Source organism: Shewanella sediminis HAW-EB3, from assembly GCF_000018025.1.
GTDB lineage: Bacteria > Pseudomonadota > Gammaproteobacteria > Enterobacterales > Shewanellaceae > Shewanella > Shewanella sediminis.
The window spans coordinates 3,511,356-3,526,417 of sequence record NC_009831.1 but is presented as its reverse complement, the minus strand read 5'-3'; the positions used below and the strand labels follow the sequence as shown (position 1 = coordinate 3,526,417).

At 44.9% G+C, this 15,062-nt stretch carries 9 protein-coding genes and 21 tRNA genes; 14 read left to right on the top strand and 16 right to left on the bottom strand.

Going from position 1 to position 15,062, the window contains the following annotated elements:
- Window positions 1–25 precede the first annotated feature (25 nt).
- Window positions 26–913: a LysR family transcriptional regulator gene (locus SSED_RS15310; protein WP_012143251.1), complete on the bottom strand. Its 888-nt coding sequence runs from the start codon at window positions 911–913 to the stop codon at window positions 26–28.
- Between the two features lie 154 nt (window positions 914–1,067).
- Here SSED_RS15310 and SSED_RS15305 point away from each other — a divergent pair, with 154 nt between their 5' ends.
- Window positions 1,068–2,351 (top strand): MFS transporter, encoded by a 1,284-nt coding sequence (locus SSED_RS15305; protein ID WP_012143250.1) that lies wholly within the window; start codon window positions 1,068–1,070, stop codon window positions 2,349–2,351.
- A 47-nt stretch (window positions 2,352–2,398) separates the two neighbouring features.
- On the opposite strand, the gene SSED_RS15300 is transcribed toward SSED_RS15305, so the two are convergent.
- The 15 genes from SSED_RS15300 to SSED_RS15230 all read right to left on the bottom strand — a co-directional run bounded on the left by SSED_RS15300 (window position 2,399) and on the right by SSED_RS15230 (window position 10,820).
- Complete coding sequence (locus tag SSED_RS15300) at window positions 2,399–3,766, bottom strand: sigma-54-dependent transcriptional regulator (protein WP_012143249.1); 1,368 nt, start codon at window positions 3,764–3,766, stop codon at window positions 2,399–2,401.
- Entirely contained in the window at window positions 3,753–5,594 is a 1,842-nt protein-coding gene (locus tag SSED_RS15295; RefSeq protein WP_012143248.1) for a sensor histidine kinase, read from the bottom strand. The genes SSED_RS15300 and SSED_RS15295 overlap by 14 nt, the downstream gene beginning before the upstream one ends.
- Window positions 5,595–5,709: 115 nt before the next feature.
- Entirely contained in the window at window positions 5,710–7,107 is a 1,398-nt protein-coding gene (locus SSED_RS15290; protein ID WP_012143247.1) for a TRAP transporter large permease, read from the bottom strand.
- On the bottom strand, window positions 7,107–7,811 hold the full coding sequence (locus SSED_RS15285; RefSeq protein WP_012143246.1) for a TRAP transporter small permease: 705 nt from the start codon (window positions 7,809–7,811) through the stop codon (window positions 7,107–7,109). The genes SSED_RS15290 and SSED_RS15285 overlap by 1 nt, the downstream gene beginning before the upstream one ends.
- A gap of 76 nt (window positions 7,812–7,887) precedes the next feature.
- Entirely contained in the window at window positions 7,888–8,922 is a 1,035-nt protein-coding gene (locus SSED_RS15280) for a TRAP transporter substrate-binding protein (protein ID WP_012143245.1), read from the bottom strand.
- 394 nt (window positions 8,923–9,316) lie between these two features.
- Complete coding sequence (locus SSED_RS15275) at window positions 9,317–9,544, bottom strand: hypothetical protein (RefSeq protein ID WP_012143244.1); 228 nt, start codon at window positions 9,542–9,544, stop codon at window positions 9,317–9,319.
- Window positions 9,545–9,830: 286 nt separating this feature from the next.
- A tRNA-Val gene (locus SSED_RS15270) sits at window positions 9,831–9,906 on the bottom strand.
- Window positions 9,907–9,943: 37 nt separating this feature from the next.
- Window positions 9,944–10,019: transfer RNA gene (locus SSED_RS15265), tRNA-Val, on the bottom strand.
- Window positions 10,020–10,056: 37 nt separating this feature from the next.
- A tRNA-Val gene (locus tag SSED_RS15260) sits at window positions 10,057–10,132 on the bottom strand.
- 37 nt (window positions 10,133–10,169) lie between these two features.
- A tRNA-Val gene (locus SSED_RS15255) sits at window positions 10,170–10,245 on the bottom strand.
- Between the two features lie 37 nt (window positions 10,246–10,282).
- Window positions 10,283–10,358, bottom strand: a tRNA-Val gene (locus tag SSED_RS15250).
- Between the two features lie 37 nt (window positions 10,359–10,395).
- Window positions 10,396–10,471 (bottom strand) — tRNA-Val (locus tag SSED_RS15245).
- A gap of 37 nt (window positions 10,472–10,508) precedes the next feature.
- A tRNA-Val gene (locus SSED_RS15240) sits at window positions 10,509–10,584 on the bottom strand.
- Between the two features lie 37 nt (window positions 10,585–10,621).
- A tRNA-Val gene (locus SSED_RS15235) sits at window positions 10,622–10,697 on the bottom strand.
- A 47-nt stretch (window positions 10,698–10,744) separates the two neighbouring features.
- Window positions 10,745–10,820: transfer RNA gene (locus SSED_RS15230), tRNA-Val, on the bottom strand.
- 320 nt (window positions 10,821–11,140) lie between these two features.
- On the opposite strand from SSED_RS15230, the gene gltX reads away from it, so the two are divergent.
- From gltX to SSED_RS15165, 13 genes are all read left to right on the top strand, one after another.
- Window positions 11,141–12,550, top strand: a complete 1,410-nt coding sequence (gene gltX, locus SSED_RS15225) for a glutamate--tRNA ligase (protein ID WP_012143243.1) — start codon at window positions 11,141–11,143, stop codon at window positions 12,548–12,550.
- 104 nt (window positions 12,551–12,654) lie between these two features.
- Window positions 12,655–12,730 (top strand) — tRNA-Ala (locus tag SSED_RS15220).
- Between the two features lie 146 nt (window positions 12,731–12,876).
- Window positions 12,877–12,952 (top strand) — tRNA-Glu (locus SSED_RS15215).
- Between the two features lie 102 nt (window positions 12,953–13,054).
- Window positions 13,055–13,130: transfer RNA gene (locus tag SSED_RS15210), tRNA-Glu, on the top strand.
- A 102-nt stretch (window positions 13,131–13,232) separates the two neighbouring features.
- Window positions 13,233–13,308 (top strand) — tRNA-Glu (locus tag SSED_RS15205).
- Between the two features lie 102 nt (window positions 13,309–13,410).
- Window positions 13,411–13,486 (top strand) — tRNA-Glu (locus SSED_RS15200).
- A gap of 102 nt (window positions 13,487–13,588) precedes the next feature.
- Window positions 13,589–13,664: transfer RNA gene (locus tag SSED_RS15195), tRNA-Glu, on the top strand.
- Between the two features lie 102 nt (window positions 13,665–13,766).
- Window positions 13,767–13,842, top strand: a tRNA-Glu gene (locus tag SSED_RS15190).
- A gap of 140 nt (window positions 13,843–13,982) precedes the next feature.
- Window positions 13,983–14,058: transfer RNA gene (locus SSED_RS15185), tRNA-Glu, on the top strand.
- Between the two features lie 140 nt (window positions 14,059–14,198).
- Window positions 14,199–14,274 (top strand) — tRNA-Glu (locus SSED_RS15180).
- Window positions 14,275–14,414: 140 nt separating this feature from the next.
- Window positions 14,415–14,490 (top strand) — tRNA-Glu (locus SSED_RS15175).
- Window positions 14,491–14,630: 140 nt separating this feature from the next.
- Window positions 14,631–14,706: transfer RNA gene (locus SSED_RS15170), tRNA-Glu, on the top strand.
- A 39-nt stretch (window positions 14,707–14,745) separates the two neighbouring features.
- Window positions 14,746–14,821: transfer RNA gene (locus SSED_RS15165), tRNA-Ala, on the top strand.
- Window positions 14,822–15,062 lie beyond the last annotated feature (241 nt).

Genomic DNA, 15,062 nt, shown 5'->3' with positions numbered 1-15,062 from the left:
AGAGAAGATAGGCTCTGGTGTGAGCCTATCTGTTCTGCATCAGAAAATCGACAAAGGCTCTGTCGGCCTGACTTATTGGTCTGTCTCTTTTCCATGCGATATGAAGGTCAAGGTAGACCTCAGGGTTAAATGGTTTCGCTAAGATATCATCTCTTTCACTTATCACCATCTCCAGCACACTGGTGATGGCAAAGCCCTGTGAGACCACTTGCTTGATTAAGTTGATAAGATTGGTTTCGAAGGCGATGTTTGCGTTTAGCCCCAATGTTTTCGCTTGTGACAGCATCCACTCCCGATGAAAGTAGCCAGGTTTAAACATCACCAACTCATGCTCGAAAAATTGTTCCAGGCTGATAGCCGTTTCATCGGCCAGTGGGTGTTCGGTTCCCAGAGCGACGACCATCTGCTCTGTGAGCAACAGGTGACTCTCGAATTCAGGGCTGAGATCTTGAGCCGTGATGATAGCGATGTCGACCTCTTCACGTGATAACATTTTCAGTGAATCCCGTGTTCCCCCTTCGAATAGTGACAGCTTAAGATCCGGGTATTGATGGCGAAAGGCCATCAGTCTGGAGGGGAGGTAAAATGATCCCAACATACCGGGTACACCTATCCGAACCTCACCCTTAGTTAAGTTTGCCATCGATTTGATATGGGCTTCGGCTTGTTTGAGTTGTTTGATGATCAATAAGGCGTGTTGATGCAGAGCCGCACCTTCTGCCGTCAGGCTGAGTTTTTTTCCCCGCTTATTGGCCGTGCCCCCTCTGTTAACCAGAGTGACACCCAGTGAGAGCTCTAACCGCTTAATACTCTGGCTAAGGGCGGGTTGAGCCATGTTGAGGCTCTCGGCGGCTTTAGTGAAACTGCCATTTTTAGCCAATGCATCCAGATGTTTTAACTGGCGTATGTCCACAATAAAGTCTCATAACAAAAATCAATGATAATGATTGTTTTAATCTATTATTGTTATGTTATTACCGATGCTAACCTATGTCTATCGAGTGTGGATAATAAAATTGCAGAGACAGATGTCGGTTCAACGAAACATAAGCTTTAACGATACGGGTATGGGAAATCCATGCCTCAGTGATAAAAACCCTTGCGATGAAAGCATAACTAATGAGGTCAGGGAGATCCGTCTTATATGGGGCCTGTCGATCGCCTCTGTGGTTATCTATATCAACCTCTATTTAGTGCAGGGGATCTTGCCCTTAATCGCTGAGACATTCGACGTTGCAACCAGCCATGCGACCTTACTGTTGTCGGTGACCAGTTTCGCGATGGCATTTTCACTGCTGTTTTATGCCATCTTATCCGATAGGGTGGGGCGTAAGGCACCGCTACTCGCCAGCTTATACCTGTTACTACTCTCAGATTTAATGATGCTCTTCGTTGCCGAGTTCAGCCATTTGGTGGTGCTTCGCTTACTTCAGGGAGGATTACTTGCGGCCGTTCCTGCCATTGCTATGGCTTACTTTAAAGATGAGCTGAGCCAAGGAGCGATGCTTAAGGCCGGGGCCATCTATATTGCAGCTAATAGTGTGGGCGGAATAGCCGGCAGACTGATTGGTGGAGGCCTGTCGCTTTACATGAGCTGGCAGGAGCTGATGTCGGTGATTCTACTGCTTTCACTGTTTGGCGTTATCATCGTCCATTACCTGCTACCGACCCGCATAAAACCGCTGGTTTCAGAGTCTGATAAGAAGACGGATGAAATAGCAATTAAATCGCGAAAACTGTTTAGGGTGACGGATTTTAAAGGCTTCTGGCTTCACCTTGGGGATAGTAAATTACGTAATATCTACCTGGTTGGAGGGCTGGCATTTTTGGTGATGGTGAATCAATTTAGCTTTATTCAGCTGCACCTGATGTCATCACCATTCAATTGGGGACGTTTCGAAGTGACGCTCATCTTCCTCTGTTATCTCAGTGGCACATTGGCATCTTACTACTCTGTGCATTGGGTCAAGCGCTACGGTCGTGAGCGGCTGTTTAAGCTGGCGCTGTTATTAATGATCTCGGGCAGTATCGTCACGCTATTTGATACTACCGGCTTTATCTGTATCGGATTTTTATTAACGGCATTTGGTTTTTTCTTTATCCATAGCAGCTGTAATGCCTGGGTAGCACAGAGAGCCAAGTTGCATAGAGCAAAGGCTACAGCGCTATATTTGTGTAGTTACTATCTTGGCGCCGCATTGGGTGGGCCATACCTGATGCCATTTTGGCAGCATTGGGGTTGGAGCGGAGTTGTTATGGGCTCAATTATCGCACTGACCGTGTTAGCCTTGGTGATATTTAAAGTCACCAAAGTAGAGCGATTCGATATCGGTCAGGTGAGTGTATCCTAATAGCCCACTCCGTGTAGGCCTTGGTATCGGTTTAAACTCATCAGCGGTTATTGAATGAAGCGCTTACGGTCTAGTTCATATTTTTGCATCTTGTCATAGAGTGTCTTACGAGGCACTTCCAGTTGTTCCATGGTGAGCTTGATGCTGCCCTTGTTGTGACTCAGCGCCTCTTCAATCAGGAGTCGTTCAAAAAACTCCACCCTTTGTTGCAGCGACATACCACAGTTGAGATTTACAGAGCTGTTTATTGATGTGGCAAAAGCGGCTTCTCCTCCGAGGAGCACATAGCGTTCGGCCAAATTTCTGAGCTCTCTTACATTTCCGGGCCAATCATGTGAGGCCAGTTGAGTCATCTGCTGCGCGTTGAGTGCGATCAGAGCCTTATGGTAACGGGATGAGGCAACGCGAGCGAAATGTAAAAACAGCAGACCGATATCTTCGCGCCTCTCTCGCAGAGCAGGAATAGGCACCGTGACTAAGTTTAATCGGTAAAGCAGGTCCTGCCTGAACTCACCGGTTTTACACAATTGCGCCAAGTCGACCTTAGTGGCGGCAATGACCCGAATATCGAGTTCAATACTCCTGTTTGAACCGAGTCGTTCGACTTTTCTATCTTCCAGGACTCTTAGCAGTTTTATCTGCAATGAGAGCGGCGTGCTTTCAATCTCATCGAGAAAGATGGTTCCACCATTGGCATATTCGAATTTACCGATACGGGTTTTATCGGCACCGGTAAATGCCCCTGATTCAGCCCCGAATAACTCACTTTCTATGATAGTTTCCGGTATCGCCCCGCAGTTTATGGCCACAAAGTTAGCCTGATGACGGACGCTGTGATCGTGCAGGTAGCGTGCGACTAACTCTTTCCCCGTTCCGGTTTCCCCCTCAATGAGCACATCGGCTGGCATATCGATAACCTGATGTATGATGTGCTTCATCTGTTCAATGCCGGGGCTGTGGCCCAATATTCTTGGACCCGGCAGACTCTGTGATTCCAGTTCTCTCTTCAGCTTTCGGTTTTCTAGGGTTAACTCTCTTTTTTCTAAGGCCCGTTTCACCACATCCAGAATATGTTCATTGTTGAATGGTTTTTCCAGAAAATCGTAGGCACCTTGTTTAAGTGCTTGCACTGCCATGGCTATATCGCCGAAGCCTGTGAGTAGTATAATGGGCAGATCTTTATCTTTTGTTTGTAGGTTACGCATCAGGGAGATGCCATCAAGCTGAGGCATATTGACGTCAGTAATGACGACACCGGGCCAATTCAGGTGGATCTGTTCCGGTAAGCTCTTGGGCGTAGAAGTGGCAAATGCTGGAATGCCTTCTAATTCAAATAGCTGCATTAGAGCTGAACCGATTAAAGGCTCATCATCGACGATGAGCACTTTGATGTTATCCAAATTATTGAGGTTCATCGGAAAACTCTCCCTGCTGAGCGTTAGCTGATTTGTGTGATGTCCCATGAAGATAAATGGGTAAGGTGATTTCAAATATGGCACCACTAAGGTGAGCATTGGAAACCGTGATATTGCCTTGCATCGATTCGACAATGCGCCTTGAAATGGATAGACCCAGACCTAAACCTTGGCGTTCGCTGGTGGTATAGTAAGGTTCGAATATCTTTTCCATCTGACTCTCTCGTACGCCCGGGCCGCTGTCTTGAATGCGAATACGCAGCATTGTGCCTTGCTCTGCAGTCACGATTAGTTTTTTATGAATGCAATGCTTCATTGCGACGATGGCATTGCTCATTAGGTTAACGAGTACTTGTTGTAGCCTGATATTGTCTCCCCAGACCTCACATTTGATTTCATTCGATGAGAGAATAAGTTCAATGCCTTGCTTATCAATCTCTGGTTGAATAATGGTGAGCGAATCTTGAATACATTGATTGATGTTAGTTGCGCTGTCCTCTCCCTGACTTTTGCGGGTGAAACTTTTAAATTGGCCGACGATGGCGGCGAGCCTGTCTGTCAGTGAAATAATGGTATTTATATTGTCGGAAACCTGCTCTAGTTGGTTTCTGCTTACCAATGTCTGAGTATTTTGTGCATAGCTTCTTATTGCGGCCAGAGGCTGATTTATCTCGTGGTTTATGCTCGCAGACAAACTGCCTATGACGGTGAGCTTAGCCGCCTGTATTAACTCGTCTTGTGTCTCGTTTAGCTTTTGATTACTGGCTTGTAGGGCTTGTGTTCTGGCCTGTACACGTTGTTCGAGCTGGTCATTGGCCTGCTGTATTCGTAATGAACTCTTACGCTTCTCGAAGGCGAATAAAGCCCCTAATGCCAATAATAGATACACAGTGGCATATAGCATCATAAAAGCAGGTAAGGCGCTATAAGTGGGGGAGAGCGGCGCCATAATATGGATATTCCATCCGGCCTTTACCATCGACTGATGGATCTCCATATAGTCAAATACCCCTTTGTTGGAGTTTATGGCGTATATCCTTTGCGCTGCCGAGGCGTTTTCATCGTAAGAGGGCTTAATCGCTAATTCATTAATGACTCTGTTAGCGTATCGTTTTGATTCATTTATCGCATATTGCCGCTCTTTCCCTATGGGCGATAATGAATTTAACCGCCAGCTATTGATGCTTGAGAGAAAAATAATGTTATCGGGGTCAGTAATGGCAAACTCATAACCACCGGCTCTGGCAATGCCTGTGCTCTGCTGTTCAATTTCAGTTATATCCACTTTGACAACGATTGCGCCTACAATAATCGATTGATTATAGATAGGGTATGAAAAGTAAAAGCCACGCTTATTAGATGAGGTACCCACTGCATAGTAACGACCGAGCCTCCCTGAAATAGCTTCTTGATAATAAGGACGAAAGGAGAAGTCTTTGCCAATAAAAGAGTAACTTTTCTGCCAGTTACTGGCCGATATCGCAACGCCAGAAGCATCAATTAGATAGATGTCCAGAGATTCGGTGATATGTTGGATCTCTTCTAAATAGAGGTTAAGCGTTTGAATGCTACCTGGATTTTCTTGATCTAAAAGTGCATTTTTTAATAATGGATTGGTGGATAATACATGTGGAATGCTCTCATATCGAGACAGAGAACCGTCGAGAAAGTTGACGAGCTCAGTCATCTGCTGCTTAGATTTTTGCGCCGTTTGAGCGTATCCCTTATTAAGATATAACCAATGAGTCGCCTTCAATATAACGGCAAGACCAGTGAGTAAAATGATAGAGATGAGAAGATATTTTTTTGTTTTTATTGTAAATGCCATAAAGCTATACACATCCCGGTGAAAACATAGCGCGCCTAACAGTTCAATAACTATACTACTGCTTAGGCACGCTTGAAACTCTTTATTATTGCTCGCTTAATGGGTTAACGAGTATTTAATATCCATTCAATTTATCTATGTACTCGGGCAAAAATAGTGATATTTGCGGAACATAAGTGATAAGGATCAGGAAGAAGAGCAGGAGTAATAGCCAGGGAACACATGACTGTATCACCCAACCCATACTTTTTCCTGTGATCCCCGCGGTGACAAACAGATTGAGTCCTACTGGTGGCGTCAGCATACCTATCTCCATATTGACAACCATGATAATTCCCAGATGGATCGGGTCTATACCCAGTTGGGTTGCAATGGGAAACAGGATGGGGGCCATGATAAGTAAAATGGCAGATGGTTCCATGAAGTTGCCGGCAGCCAGGAGTAACAGGTTAACGATAACCAGAAATCCCCATGCTGGCAGACCCATGCCGACGATGGCTTCTGCGATGATATGAGGTATACGTTCAGTCGTAAGAACATGGGCAAATAGCATGGCGTTGGCAATAATGAAAAGCAGCATGATACTGACTTTTGCCCCATCCCGGACTACGTGGCGTATCTCTTTGTCGATAGGGGTTTTAACTACCGCGAGTAACATATATCCAATGTTTCGGATTGCCGCACCAACCAAAGATTCTTGTTTATTCTTCCAGGCTACATCTCTTAGGGGGCCGATGTCCCGATATCCAAACACAGCGATAAAATAAGCGTATACACAAGCCACCGCTGCAGCTTCTGTCGGACTAGCCACACCACCATAGATAGAACCGAGAACGATAAGGATGAGCGCTAAACCGCCCATCGCCTTTGAGCTGGATATTGCCAGCACTTTGACTCCAGGAAAAGGTCTGGAGGGTAAGTTCTTTACTCTGGCAACTATGTATATGGCTAGCATAAGCAAAAAGCCCATCATCAACCCGGGAACAAGGCCCGCCATAAACATTCTAGCCGCCGACACCTCGGTCGCCGCAGCGTAAACAAGCATTACAATCGATGGCGGAATTAATATCCCTAAGGTACCTGATGTGGTAATGACCCCTGCTGCAAATTTTTCAGGGTAACCTGCGCGAACCATACCGACAATAACGATAGAGCCAATGGCGGCGACGGTAGCGGGGGATGATCCGGATACGGCCGCGAATAACATACAGGCCATAACGGAGGCCATGGCAAGTCCACCCCGAATGTGTCCAACAGTGTCCATGGCAAAATCGATTATTCTTCTGGCTACACCACCGGTAGATAAAAAGGCTGAAGAAAGAATGAAGAAAGGGATGGCGAGCAAGGTGTAATGTTCTGATGTCGATTCGTAGAGCTTAAGGGCTACGGACGCTAGCGAATCGTCTGAAAATAACAGTATGGTCAGCATGCTTGAAAATCCAAGCGCGATGGCGATTGGCATGCCCAAGATCATACAAACGAGTAGGGTGATGAATAGGGTGGCTATCGTCATTATTTGTCATCCTTTTCATTTTGGCTTTTAGATGAAACATCCATTTTTTTGTTTGTGTCATGGGATGTTGGTGTTACAGATGTCTCTTGCTGTATTGCCTCTTTAACGGCATCGGCTAAGTGCAGGCTCTCTTCGGCTTCATCGGCTAATGTAAATCCGAGTTTTTGGTTCCTTAAAATGGCAACCAAAAGTTCAATAAAGCGGAAACTAAGTAGTCCAAACCCAATTATCAATATACTTTGTGATATCCAAAGGGGGACAGCCGGTTCCTCTACATCGATACGAAGGGTCTCCCATACAAGATCCGGGTCCATATTACTGAACAGCTGGTGAGGGAAGTCTATGTCTTCCATAGGGATCCCGATCTCATACATCTTGTTCAGATAATCCCAACTCCCTTTCAAGAACATCACGCAATAAGCGATGCATATGGTTACGGCCAGCAGAGCTACTATTTTTCTGGCTTGCTTTGGCAGTTTAACGACGAAAGCATCCACACCAATATGGGCGCCGACTTTGACTCCGTAGGACATGCCGAAAAGCACAAACCAGGCACATAAGGTCAGAGTTAGCTCCTGTATCCATAGAAAACCGGTATTAAAGAAAAATCGTGCGATCACTTCGATAAAGACCAAAAAAGTCATGGAGGTGATCAACAGATTGAGAATCCCCTCCTCTAGATGAGAAAATATTCGTTTTATCACCAGCGCTCTCCATCTGAATATATAGTGAGGGCTGAGTGATTTACCTCAGCCCTATTTATTATTGTTATTGTCTTTTTTAAAGCTTATTTGAAGCGACGGCTGCGTCGATAAGGTCTTTCCCTATCTTTGCTTCAAATTGGCGCCAAACAGGTTTCATCGAAGAGACCCACTCCAGACGTTGAGCTGCAGTTAACTGGATTATGTCTGAGCGTTTTGAGGCTTCAATTGTTGCCTTGTCTTTATTGACCTTAGCGGCAGCGATTTGGTTACCGTGGGCTAAAGCTTCGTCCAGAGATGATTTGATCACGACACGCTTGTCTGCTGGCAGGCTTTTCCAGAATGTTGAGGATGTCACGACCATATAATCGAGTACGCCATGATTACTCTCTGTTATATGACTTTGAACTTCGAAGAATTTCTTTGAATAAATATTTGACCAAGTGTTCTCTTGGCCATCGATAGCGCGGGTTTGCAGCAAGGTAAATACTTCAGAAAATGGCTTTTTGACCGGGATAGCATCGACAGCTTGAAACTGTGCGGCTAAAACATCCGATGCCATAATTCTAAATTTCTTCCCGTTAGCATCTGAAGGTAGAATCAAAGGGCTACTGGCTGAGAGTTGTTTCATTCCATTGTGCAGGTATCCGAGTCCTACAATTCCCTTACGTTTCATCGAATTTAACAGTTTTTGCCCTGAGTCACTCTGTTGAAACCTGTCTACAGACTCCATATTTTCAAATAGAAACGGCAGGTCGAAGATCTGCAGTTTTTTGGTATAGCGTTCAAACTTAGAAAGTGAGGGAGCGACAAACTGTACATCGTTAAGCAGAAGTGCCGCGACTTCATTATTGTCACCAAATAACTGAGAGTTAGGGAACACATTCACTTGGTATTCACCCGGTAAACGTTGTTCGACAAGCTCTTTGAATTTTAGCGCCATCTGCCCTTTGGGAGTGTTTTCTGCTACGACGTGAGAAAATTTAATCTGTATTGGCTCAGCGTAAGCTTGAATGCTGCTGGTTAGCAAGCCTGCGAGTACCGTCGCTTTTAAAAGCTTTTTCAGTGGGCGTGTAAGTTCAGAAGTACTTGTAGGTATAAGTTTAGTAGTCATCTTTTTTCCCTTTAATTTCATTTTATTATCACCTGAGTAAATCAGTAAAATTTACCTGGAGTTGGGTTTATTATCATTGGGATACGACCTGGCTTCCCTTAGCTTATTTAACGTGATTTTATGCTTCACTATCTAAATCACTTCATAAGGACATCAGCAAAGAGTAAGCCAACTTTATAAATTCAGGGGGAAATCAAGTGTTGTCATGGTGTTGCGGAAATGTTGCGTGCAATGTGGTCTTCACGGATGAGTGGGAAGTGGCCAAGGGGGGAGAGGTCGATGGGTGGAAACCCACCCATTTAATTATAGTTAACTCTGAAATGGTCTGTGTCGTAGGAGTTGATACCATTTCATTGCAAAACTGACCTTTCAACGTCGGTGAAATCCAGTATGCCTACTTCTCTGGCGTAATATGTTTGATTAACGAATCACTGGGTAATAACTCTAAGTGACCATGTTCGTCGAAATACCATCCCGTAATAAACCCTTTCTGCCTCATAGTCACAAGGTTATGCATGACTTCTTTTGCTTCTTTCAACGCCGCCTGTTCATCACAGTTGTGAGTTAGCTTCAAATAAGCCGCTATGCTGCTCAAAGAGGCGGACTGACTGACATCTGCCATAATATGATTCCGATATGCATTATTATTGAAGAATAGTTGAAATTAGCCGTATTAGTGGAGTCGACAGGGCAATATTGAGAAATGTTATAGAGAGTAGGGATGTTATTCGATTAAGTAAGATTACCGATCTAGTAAGGATAGGTGGCGATAAGGTTGTAACGGATAATATATTTGAAGCAGGAATCTGTTTGTACGAGATTGCTATATGTGTTGTTTAAAGTAGATAGGTATTTAATGAGTAAGTGTAAAATTGTTTAAGATGAAAAATATGAAGGGATAAGAGAAATGGTGGTCGATACTGGGCTCGAACCAGTGACCCCCTCCTTGTAAGGGAGGTGCTCTCCCAGCTGAGCTAATCGACCTGGGGTTTCATAATGTTTTAATTCTTTCTGAAAAGAATGGTGGTCGATACTGGGCTCGAACCAGTGACCCCCTCCTTGTAAGGGAGGTGCTCTCCCAGCTGAGCTAATCGACCTGGGATTTCATAATGTTTTAATTCTTTATGAAAAGAATGGTGGTCGATACTGGGCTCGAACCAGTGACCCCCTCCTTGTAAGGGAGGTGCTCTCCCAGCTGAGCTAATCGACCTGGGATTTCACAATGTTTTAATTCTTTATGAAAAGAATGGTGGTCGATACTGGGCTCGAACCAGTGACCCCCTCCTTGTAAGGGAGGTGCTCTCCCAGCTGAGCTAATCGACCTGGGATTTCACAATGTTTTAATTCTTTATGAAAAGAATGGTGGTCGATACTGGGCTCGAACCAGTGACCCCCTCCTTGTAAGGGAGGTGCTCTCCCAGCTGAGCTAATCGACCTGGGATTTCACAATGTTTTAATTCTTTATGAAAAGAATGGTGGTCGATACTGGGCTCGAACCAGTGACCCCCTCCTTGTAAGGGAGGTGCTCTCCCAGCTGAGCTAATCGACCTGGGATTTCACAATGTTTTAATTCTTTATGAAAAGAATGGTGGTCGATACTGGGCTCGAACCAGTGACCCCCTCCTTGTAAGGGAGGTGCTCTCCCAGCTGAGCTAATCGACCTGGGATTTCATAATGTTTTAATTCTTTATGAAAAGAATGGTGGTCGATACTGGGCTCGAACCAGTGACCCCCTCCTTGTAAGGGAGGTGCTCTCCCAGCTGAGCTAATCGACCTGGGACTTCTATACACAACTAGCTAATAAACTTATAAAATAAGAATATGGTGGTCGATACTGGGCTCGAACCAGTGACCCCCTCCTTGTAAGGGAGGTGCTCTCCCAGCTGAGCTAATCGACCTCGCTGTGTGGGGCCGTATTATAGGGAGGAACGATTTACTGTCAACGCTTTTTTGGATTAAAACAAGAGTACGGCGTAATTTTACACGGATTGATGCATTGTCACTCAACGCCTTGTTGGTTTGGTGTATTTTTGTCCGGCAACAAGGACGCGCAGAGTGAGAATTGAACAATTACAATGTGCAATCCGCTTATCAATACATTTATCACCTACTAATACTACATGACAATTTCCCTAATCCTATTTGGCTGTTAGAATATGCGCCACATTCATTGGTACAGTCTATTATTTAGACTTTCTATATAGGTTAGTGTCCCATTATGACAACTAAGACGCGTTTTGCTCCAAGTCCTACTGGTTTTTTGCATGTCGGTGGCGCTCGTACAGCGCTTTATTCATGGTTATATGCTCGTGCAAATCAAGGTGAATTCGTTTTACGAGTAGAAGATACCGATATTGAGCGTTCGACTCCTGAAGCATGCGAAGCCATTCTAGAAGGAATGCAGTGGTTAGGTCTGAATTGGGATGAAGGGCCTTATTACCAAACCAAGCGTTTTGATCGCTACAATGAAATTATTGCTCAGATGTTAGAGCAGGGCACTGCATATAAGTGTTATTGCTCACGTGAGCGCATAGAAACTATGCGTGATGAGCAGGCTGCTAAAGGTGAACAGCAGAAGTATGATGGTTGTTGTCGAGATAAAGCGCCGCGTGATACAGATGAACCTTTTGTTATTCGTTTCAAAAACCCTACAGAGGGTAGTGTAGTATTTGATGATCACGTTCGTGGTCGTATCGAAATTTCTAATGACCTTCTGGATGATTTGATCATTGCACGTACTGAAGGTACGCCGACTTATAACTTCTGTGTCGTTGTTGATGATTGGGATATGGGGATCACTTGTGTCGTACGAGGTGAAGACCATATCAATAATACGCCCCGCCAGATCAACATACTGAAAGCCTTGGGTGCACCAATACCTGAATATGCACACGTTGCTATGATCTTAGGTGATGATGGGGCAAAGCTTTCTAAGCGTCATGGTGCAGTCGGTGTGATGCAGTATCGTGATGATGGATACCTGCCAGAAGCCCTACTTAACTATCTCGTTCGTCTTGGCTGGTCTCATGGTGATCAAGAAGTGTTCTCTATAGATGAGATGAAGCAGCTATTTAAACTTGATGATATCAATAAAGCGGCTTCAGCATTCAATACCGAAAAACTGAACTGGTTGAACCAACACTATATAAAGGAACTGGATCCTGAGTATGTTGCTAAGCATTTAGAATGGCACATGGCAGATCAAAAAATTGATACGAGTAATGGTCCTGCTTTATCTGCAGTTGTCACAGCTTTATCTGAGCGAGCTAAGACGTTAAAAGAGTTGGCGGCTTCCAGTCGTTATTTCTATGAAGACTTTGCAGAGTTCGACGCTACAGCAGCCAAAAAGCATCTTCGTGGTGTTGCTATGGAGCCTCTTGAGCTAGTTCAGAAGAAATTAGCTGAACTTAGTGAGTGGACTTTAGAAGGAATTCATCAAGCTATTGAAGATACCGCGACCGAGTTAGAGGTTGGTATGGGCAAAGTAGGTATGCCTTTACGCGTAGCTGTTACCGGTGCCGGTATGTCTCCTGCTGTAGATTTAACCTTATTCTTGGTTGGAAAGGCCCGTTGTGAGCAAAGAATCTCCAAAGCGATTGAATTTGTAGCAAATAGAATAAATTCCTAAAAAACGAGTTGACACTTTTGGGTGTGCTGCATAGAATGCGCCACGCACTTGAGACACAACGAAGCAAAAGCTTAGTAGCGTACTCAAAAGTGTTTTGTTAGTGAGGGGCCTTAGCTCAGCTGGGAGAGCGCAACACTGGCAGTGTTGAGGTCAGCGGTTCGATCCCGCTAGGCTCCACCATCTAACGACTCTTCTTAGTAGAGTTTAAACAATAAGAACCTACCCTAGAGTCTAGTGGGAATAGTAGGTAAGTTCGAATCCTTAGCCTTTGGATTTAGAATTATAGACAACTCTTTATTTGTAGAGTTTAAAGAATGAATGTCCGGGTCCCCATCGTCTAGAGGCCTAGGACACCGCCCTTTCACGGCGGTAACAGGGGTTCGAATCCCCTTGGGGATACCACTATTTCAAATAATTAGATTTCGGTCTGGTTATTTAAGCGTTAAACCTTAGCCTACAGGGTTTAATGAGTATTCACTCTTTGCAGAGTCTAATGCAGTCCGGGTCCCCATCGTCTAGAGGCCTAGGACACCGCCCTTTCACGGCGGTAACAGGGGTTCGAATCCCCTTGGGGATACCACTATTTCAAATGATTAGATTTCGGTCTGGTTATTTAAGCGTTAAACCTTAGCCTACAGGGTTTAATGAGTATTCACTCTTTGCAGAGTCTAATGCAGTCCGGGTCCCCATCGTCTAGAGGCCTAGGACACCGCCCTTTCACGGCGGTAACAGGGGTTCGAATCCCCTTGGGGATACCACTATTTCAAATAATTAGATTTCGGTCTGGTTATTTAAGCGTTAAACCTTAGCCTACAGGGTTTGATGAGTATTCACTCTTTGCAGAGTCTAATGCAGTCCGGGTCCCCATCGTCTAGAGGCCTAGGACACCGCCCTTTCACGGCGGTAACAGGGGTTCGAATCCCCTTGGGGATACCACTATTTCAAATAATTAGATTTCGCTCTGGTTATTTAAGCGTTAAGCCTTAGCCTACAGGGTTTAATGAGTATTCACTCTTTGCAGAGTCTAATGCAGTCCGGGTCCCCATCGTCTAGAGGCCTAGGACACCGCCCTTTCACGGCGGTAACAGGGGTTCGAATCCCCTTGGGGATACCACTATTTCAAATAATTAGATTTCGGTCTGGTTATTTAAGCGTTAAACCTTAGCCTACAGGGTTTAATGAGTATTCACTCTTTGCAGAGTCTAATGCAGTCCGGGTCCCCATCGTCTAGAGGCCTAGGACACCGCCCTTTCACGGCGGTAACAGGGGTTCGAATCCCCTTGGGGATACCAAATTTCTTTTTTAACTGATGTTAAGTCGGTTGAATGTGAAAAGACTCTGCTTGAGTCGCCATGTAACGCTTCTGCTCACGCCTTTGAGTCTTAGCCTATAAGCTCTTTATTTTTATAGAGTCTAAACAATAAAAGTCCGGGTCCCCATCGTCTAGAGGCCTAGGACACCGCCCTTTCACGGCGGTAACAGGGGTTCGAATCCCCTTGGGGATACCAAATTTCTTTTTTAACTGATGTTAAGTCGGTTGAATGTGAAAAGACTCAGCTTGAGTCGCCATGTAACGCTACTACTCACGCCTTTGAGTCTTAGCCTATAAGCTCTTTATTTTTATAGAGTCTAAACAATAAAAGTCCGGGTCCCCATCGTCTAGAGGCCTAGGACACCGCCCTTTCACGGCGGTAACAGGGGTTCGAATCCCCTTGGGGATACCAAATTTCTTTTTTAACTGATGTTAAGTCGGTTGAATGTGAAAAGACTCAGCTTGAGTCGCCATGTAACGCTACTACTCACGCCTTTGAGTCTTAGCCTATAAGCTCTTTATTTTTATAGAGTCTAAACAATAAAAGTCCGGGTCCCCATCGTCTAGAGGCCTAGGACACCGCCCTTTCACGGCGGTAACAGGGGTTCGAATCCCCTTGGGGATACCAAATTTCTTTTTTAACTGATGTTGAGTCGGTTGAATGTGAAAAGACTCTGCTTGAGTCGCCATGTAACGCTACTGCTCACGCCTTTGAGTCTTAGCCTATAAGCTCTTTATTTTTATAGAGTCTAAACAATAAAAGTCCGGGTCCCCATCGTCTAGAGGCCTAGGACACCGCCCTTTCACGGCGGTAACAGGGGTTCGAATCCCCTTGGGGATACCATTTTTTAAAATTTCATGCTTATATTCCAGTGCATGAAATGGGGCCTTAGCTCAGCTGGGAGAGCGCAACACTGGCAGTGTTGAGGTCAGCGGTTCGATCCCGCTAGGCTCCACCATTATTCTTATTGTTAGTTTTGTATAAATTAACGAGAGACATGAAACCACCTTAGGGTGGTTTTTTTGTATCTGAAATTTGTGTCCAAACAGAGCGTTCAAAAGAGTCTGATGAGACAGTGCATAGTGTGGGTAATAGATAACATCAACTTTCTAGCTGATATCGTTATGCTTATGGTATTCGTATCAGCATAGTTCATCAGTATATAGAGCTTTAACTTCTGCCTAATGACCCGCCGATTA

Excerpts from the sequence above, each read along its gene's own strand:
- SSED_RS15305 (WP_012143250.1), top strand. The coding sequence starts at position 1,068 with ATGGGAAATCCATGCCTCAGTGATAAAAACCCTTGCGATGAAAGCATA.
- SSED_RS15300 (WP_012143249.1), bottom strand. The coding sequence starts at position 3,766 with ATGAACCTCAATAATTTGGATAACATCAAAGTGCTCATCGTCGATGAT.
- SSED_RS15295 (WP_012143248.1), bottom strand. The coding sequence starts at position 5,594 with ATGGCATTTACAATAAAAACAAAAAAATATCTTCTCATCTCTATCATT.
- SSED_RS15290 (WP_012143247.1), bottom strand. The coding sequence starts at position 7,107 with ATGACGATAGCCACCCTATTCATCACCCTACTCGTTTGTATGATCTTG.
- SSED_RS15280 (WP_012143245.1), bottom strand. The coding sequence starts at position 8,922 with ATGACTACTAAACTTATACCTACAAGTACTTCTGAACTTACACGCCCA.
- SSED_RS15275 (WP_012143244.1), bottom strand. The coding sequence starts at position 9,544 with ATGGCAGATGTCAGTCAGTCCGCCTCTTTGAGCAGCATAGCGGCTTAT.
- gltX (WP_012143243.1), top strand. The coding sequence starts at position 11,141 with ATGACAACTAAGACGCGTTTTGCTCCAAGTCCTACTGGTTTTTTGCAT.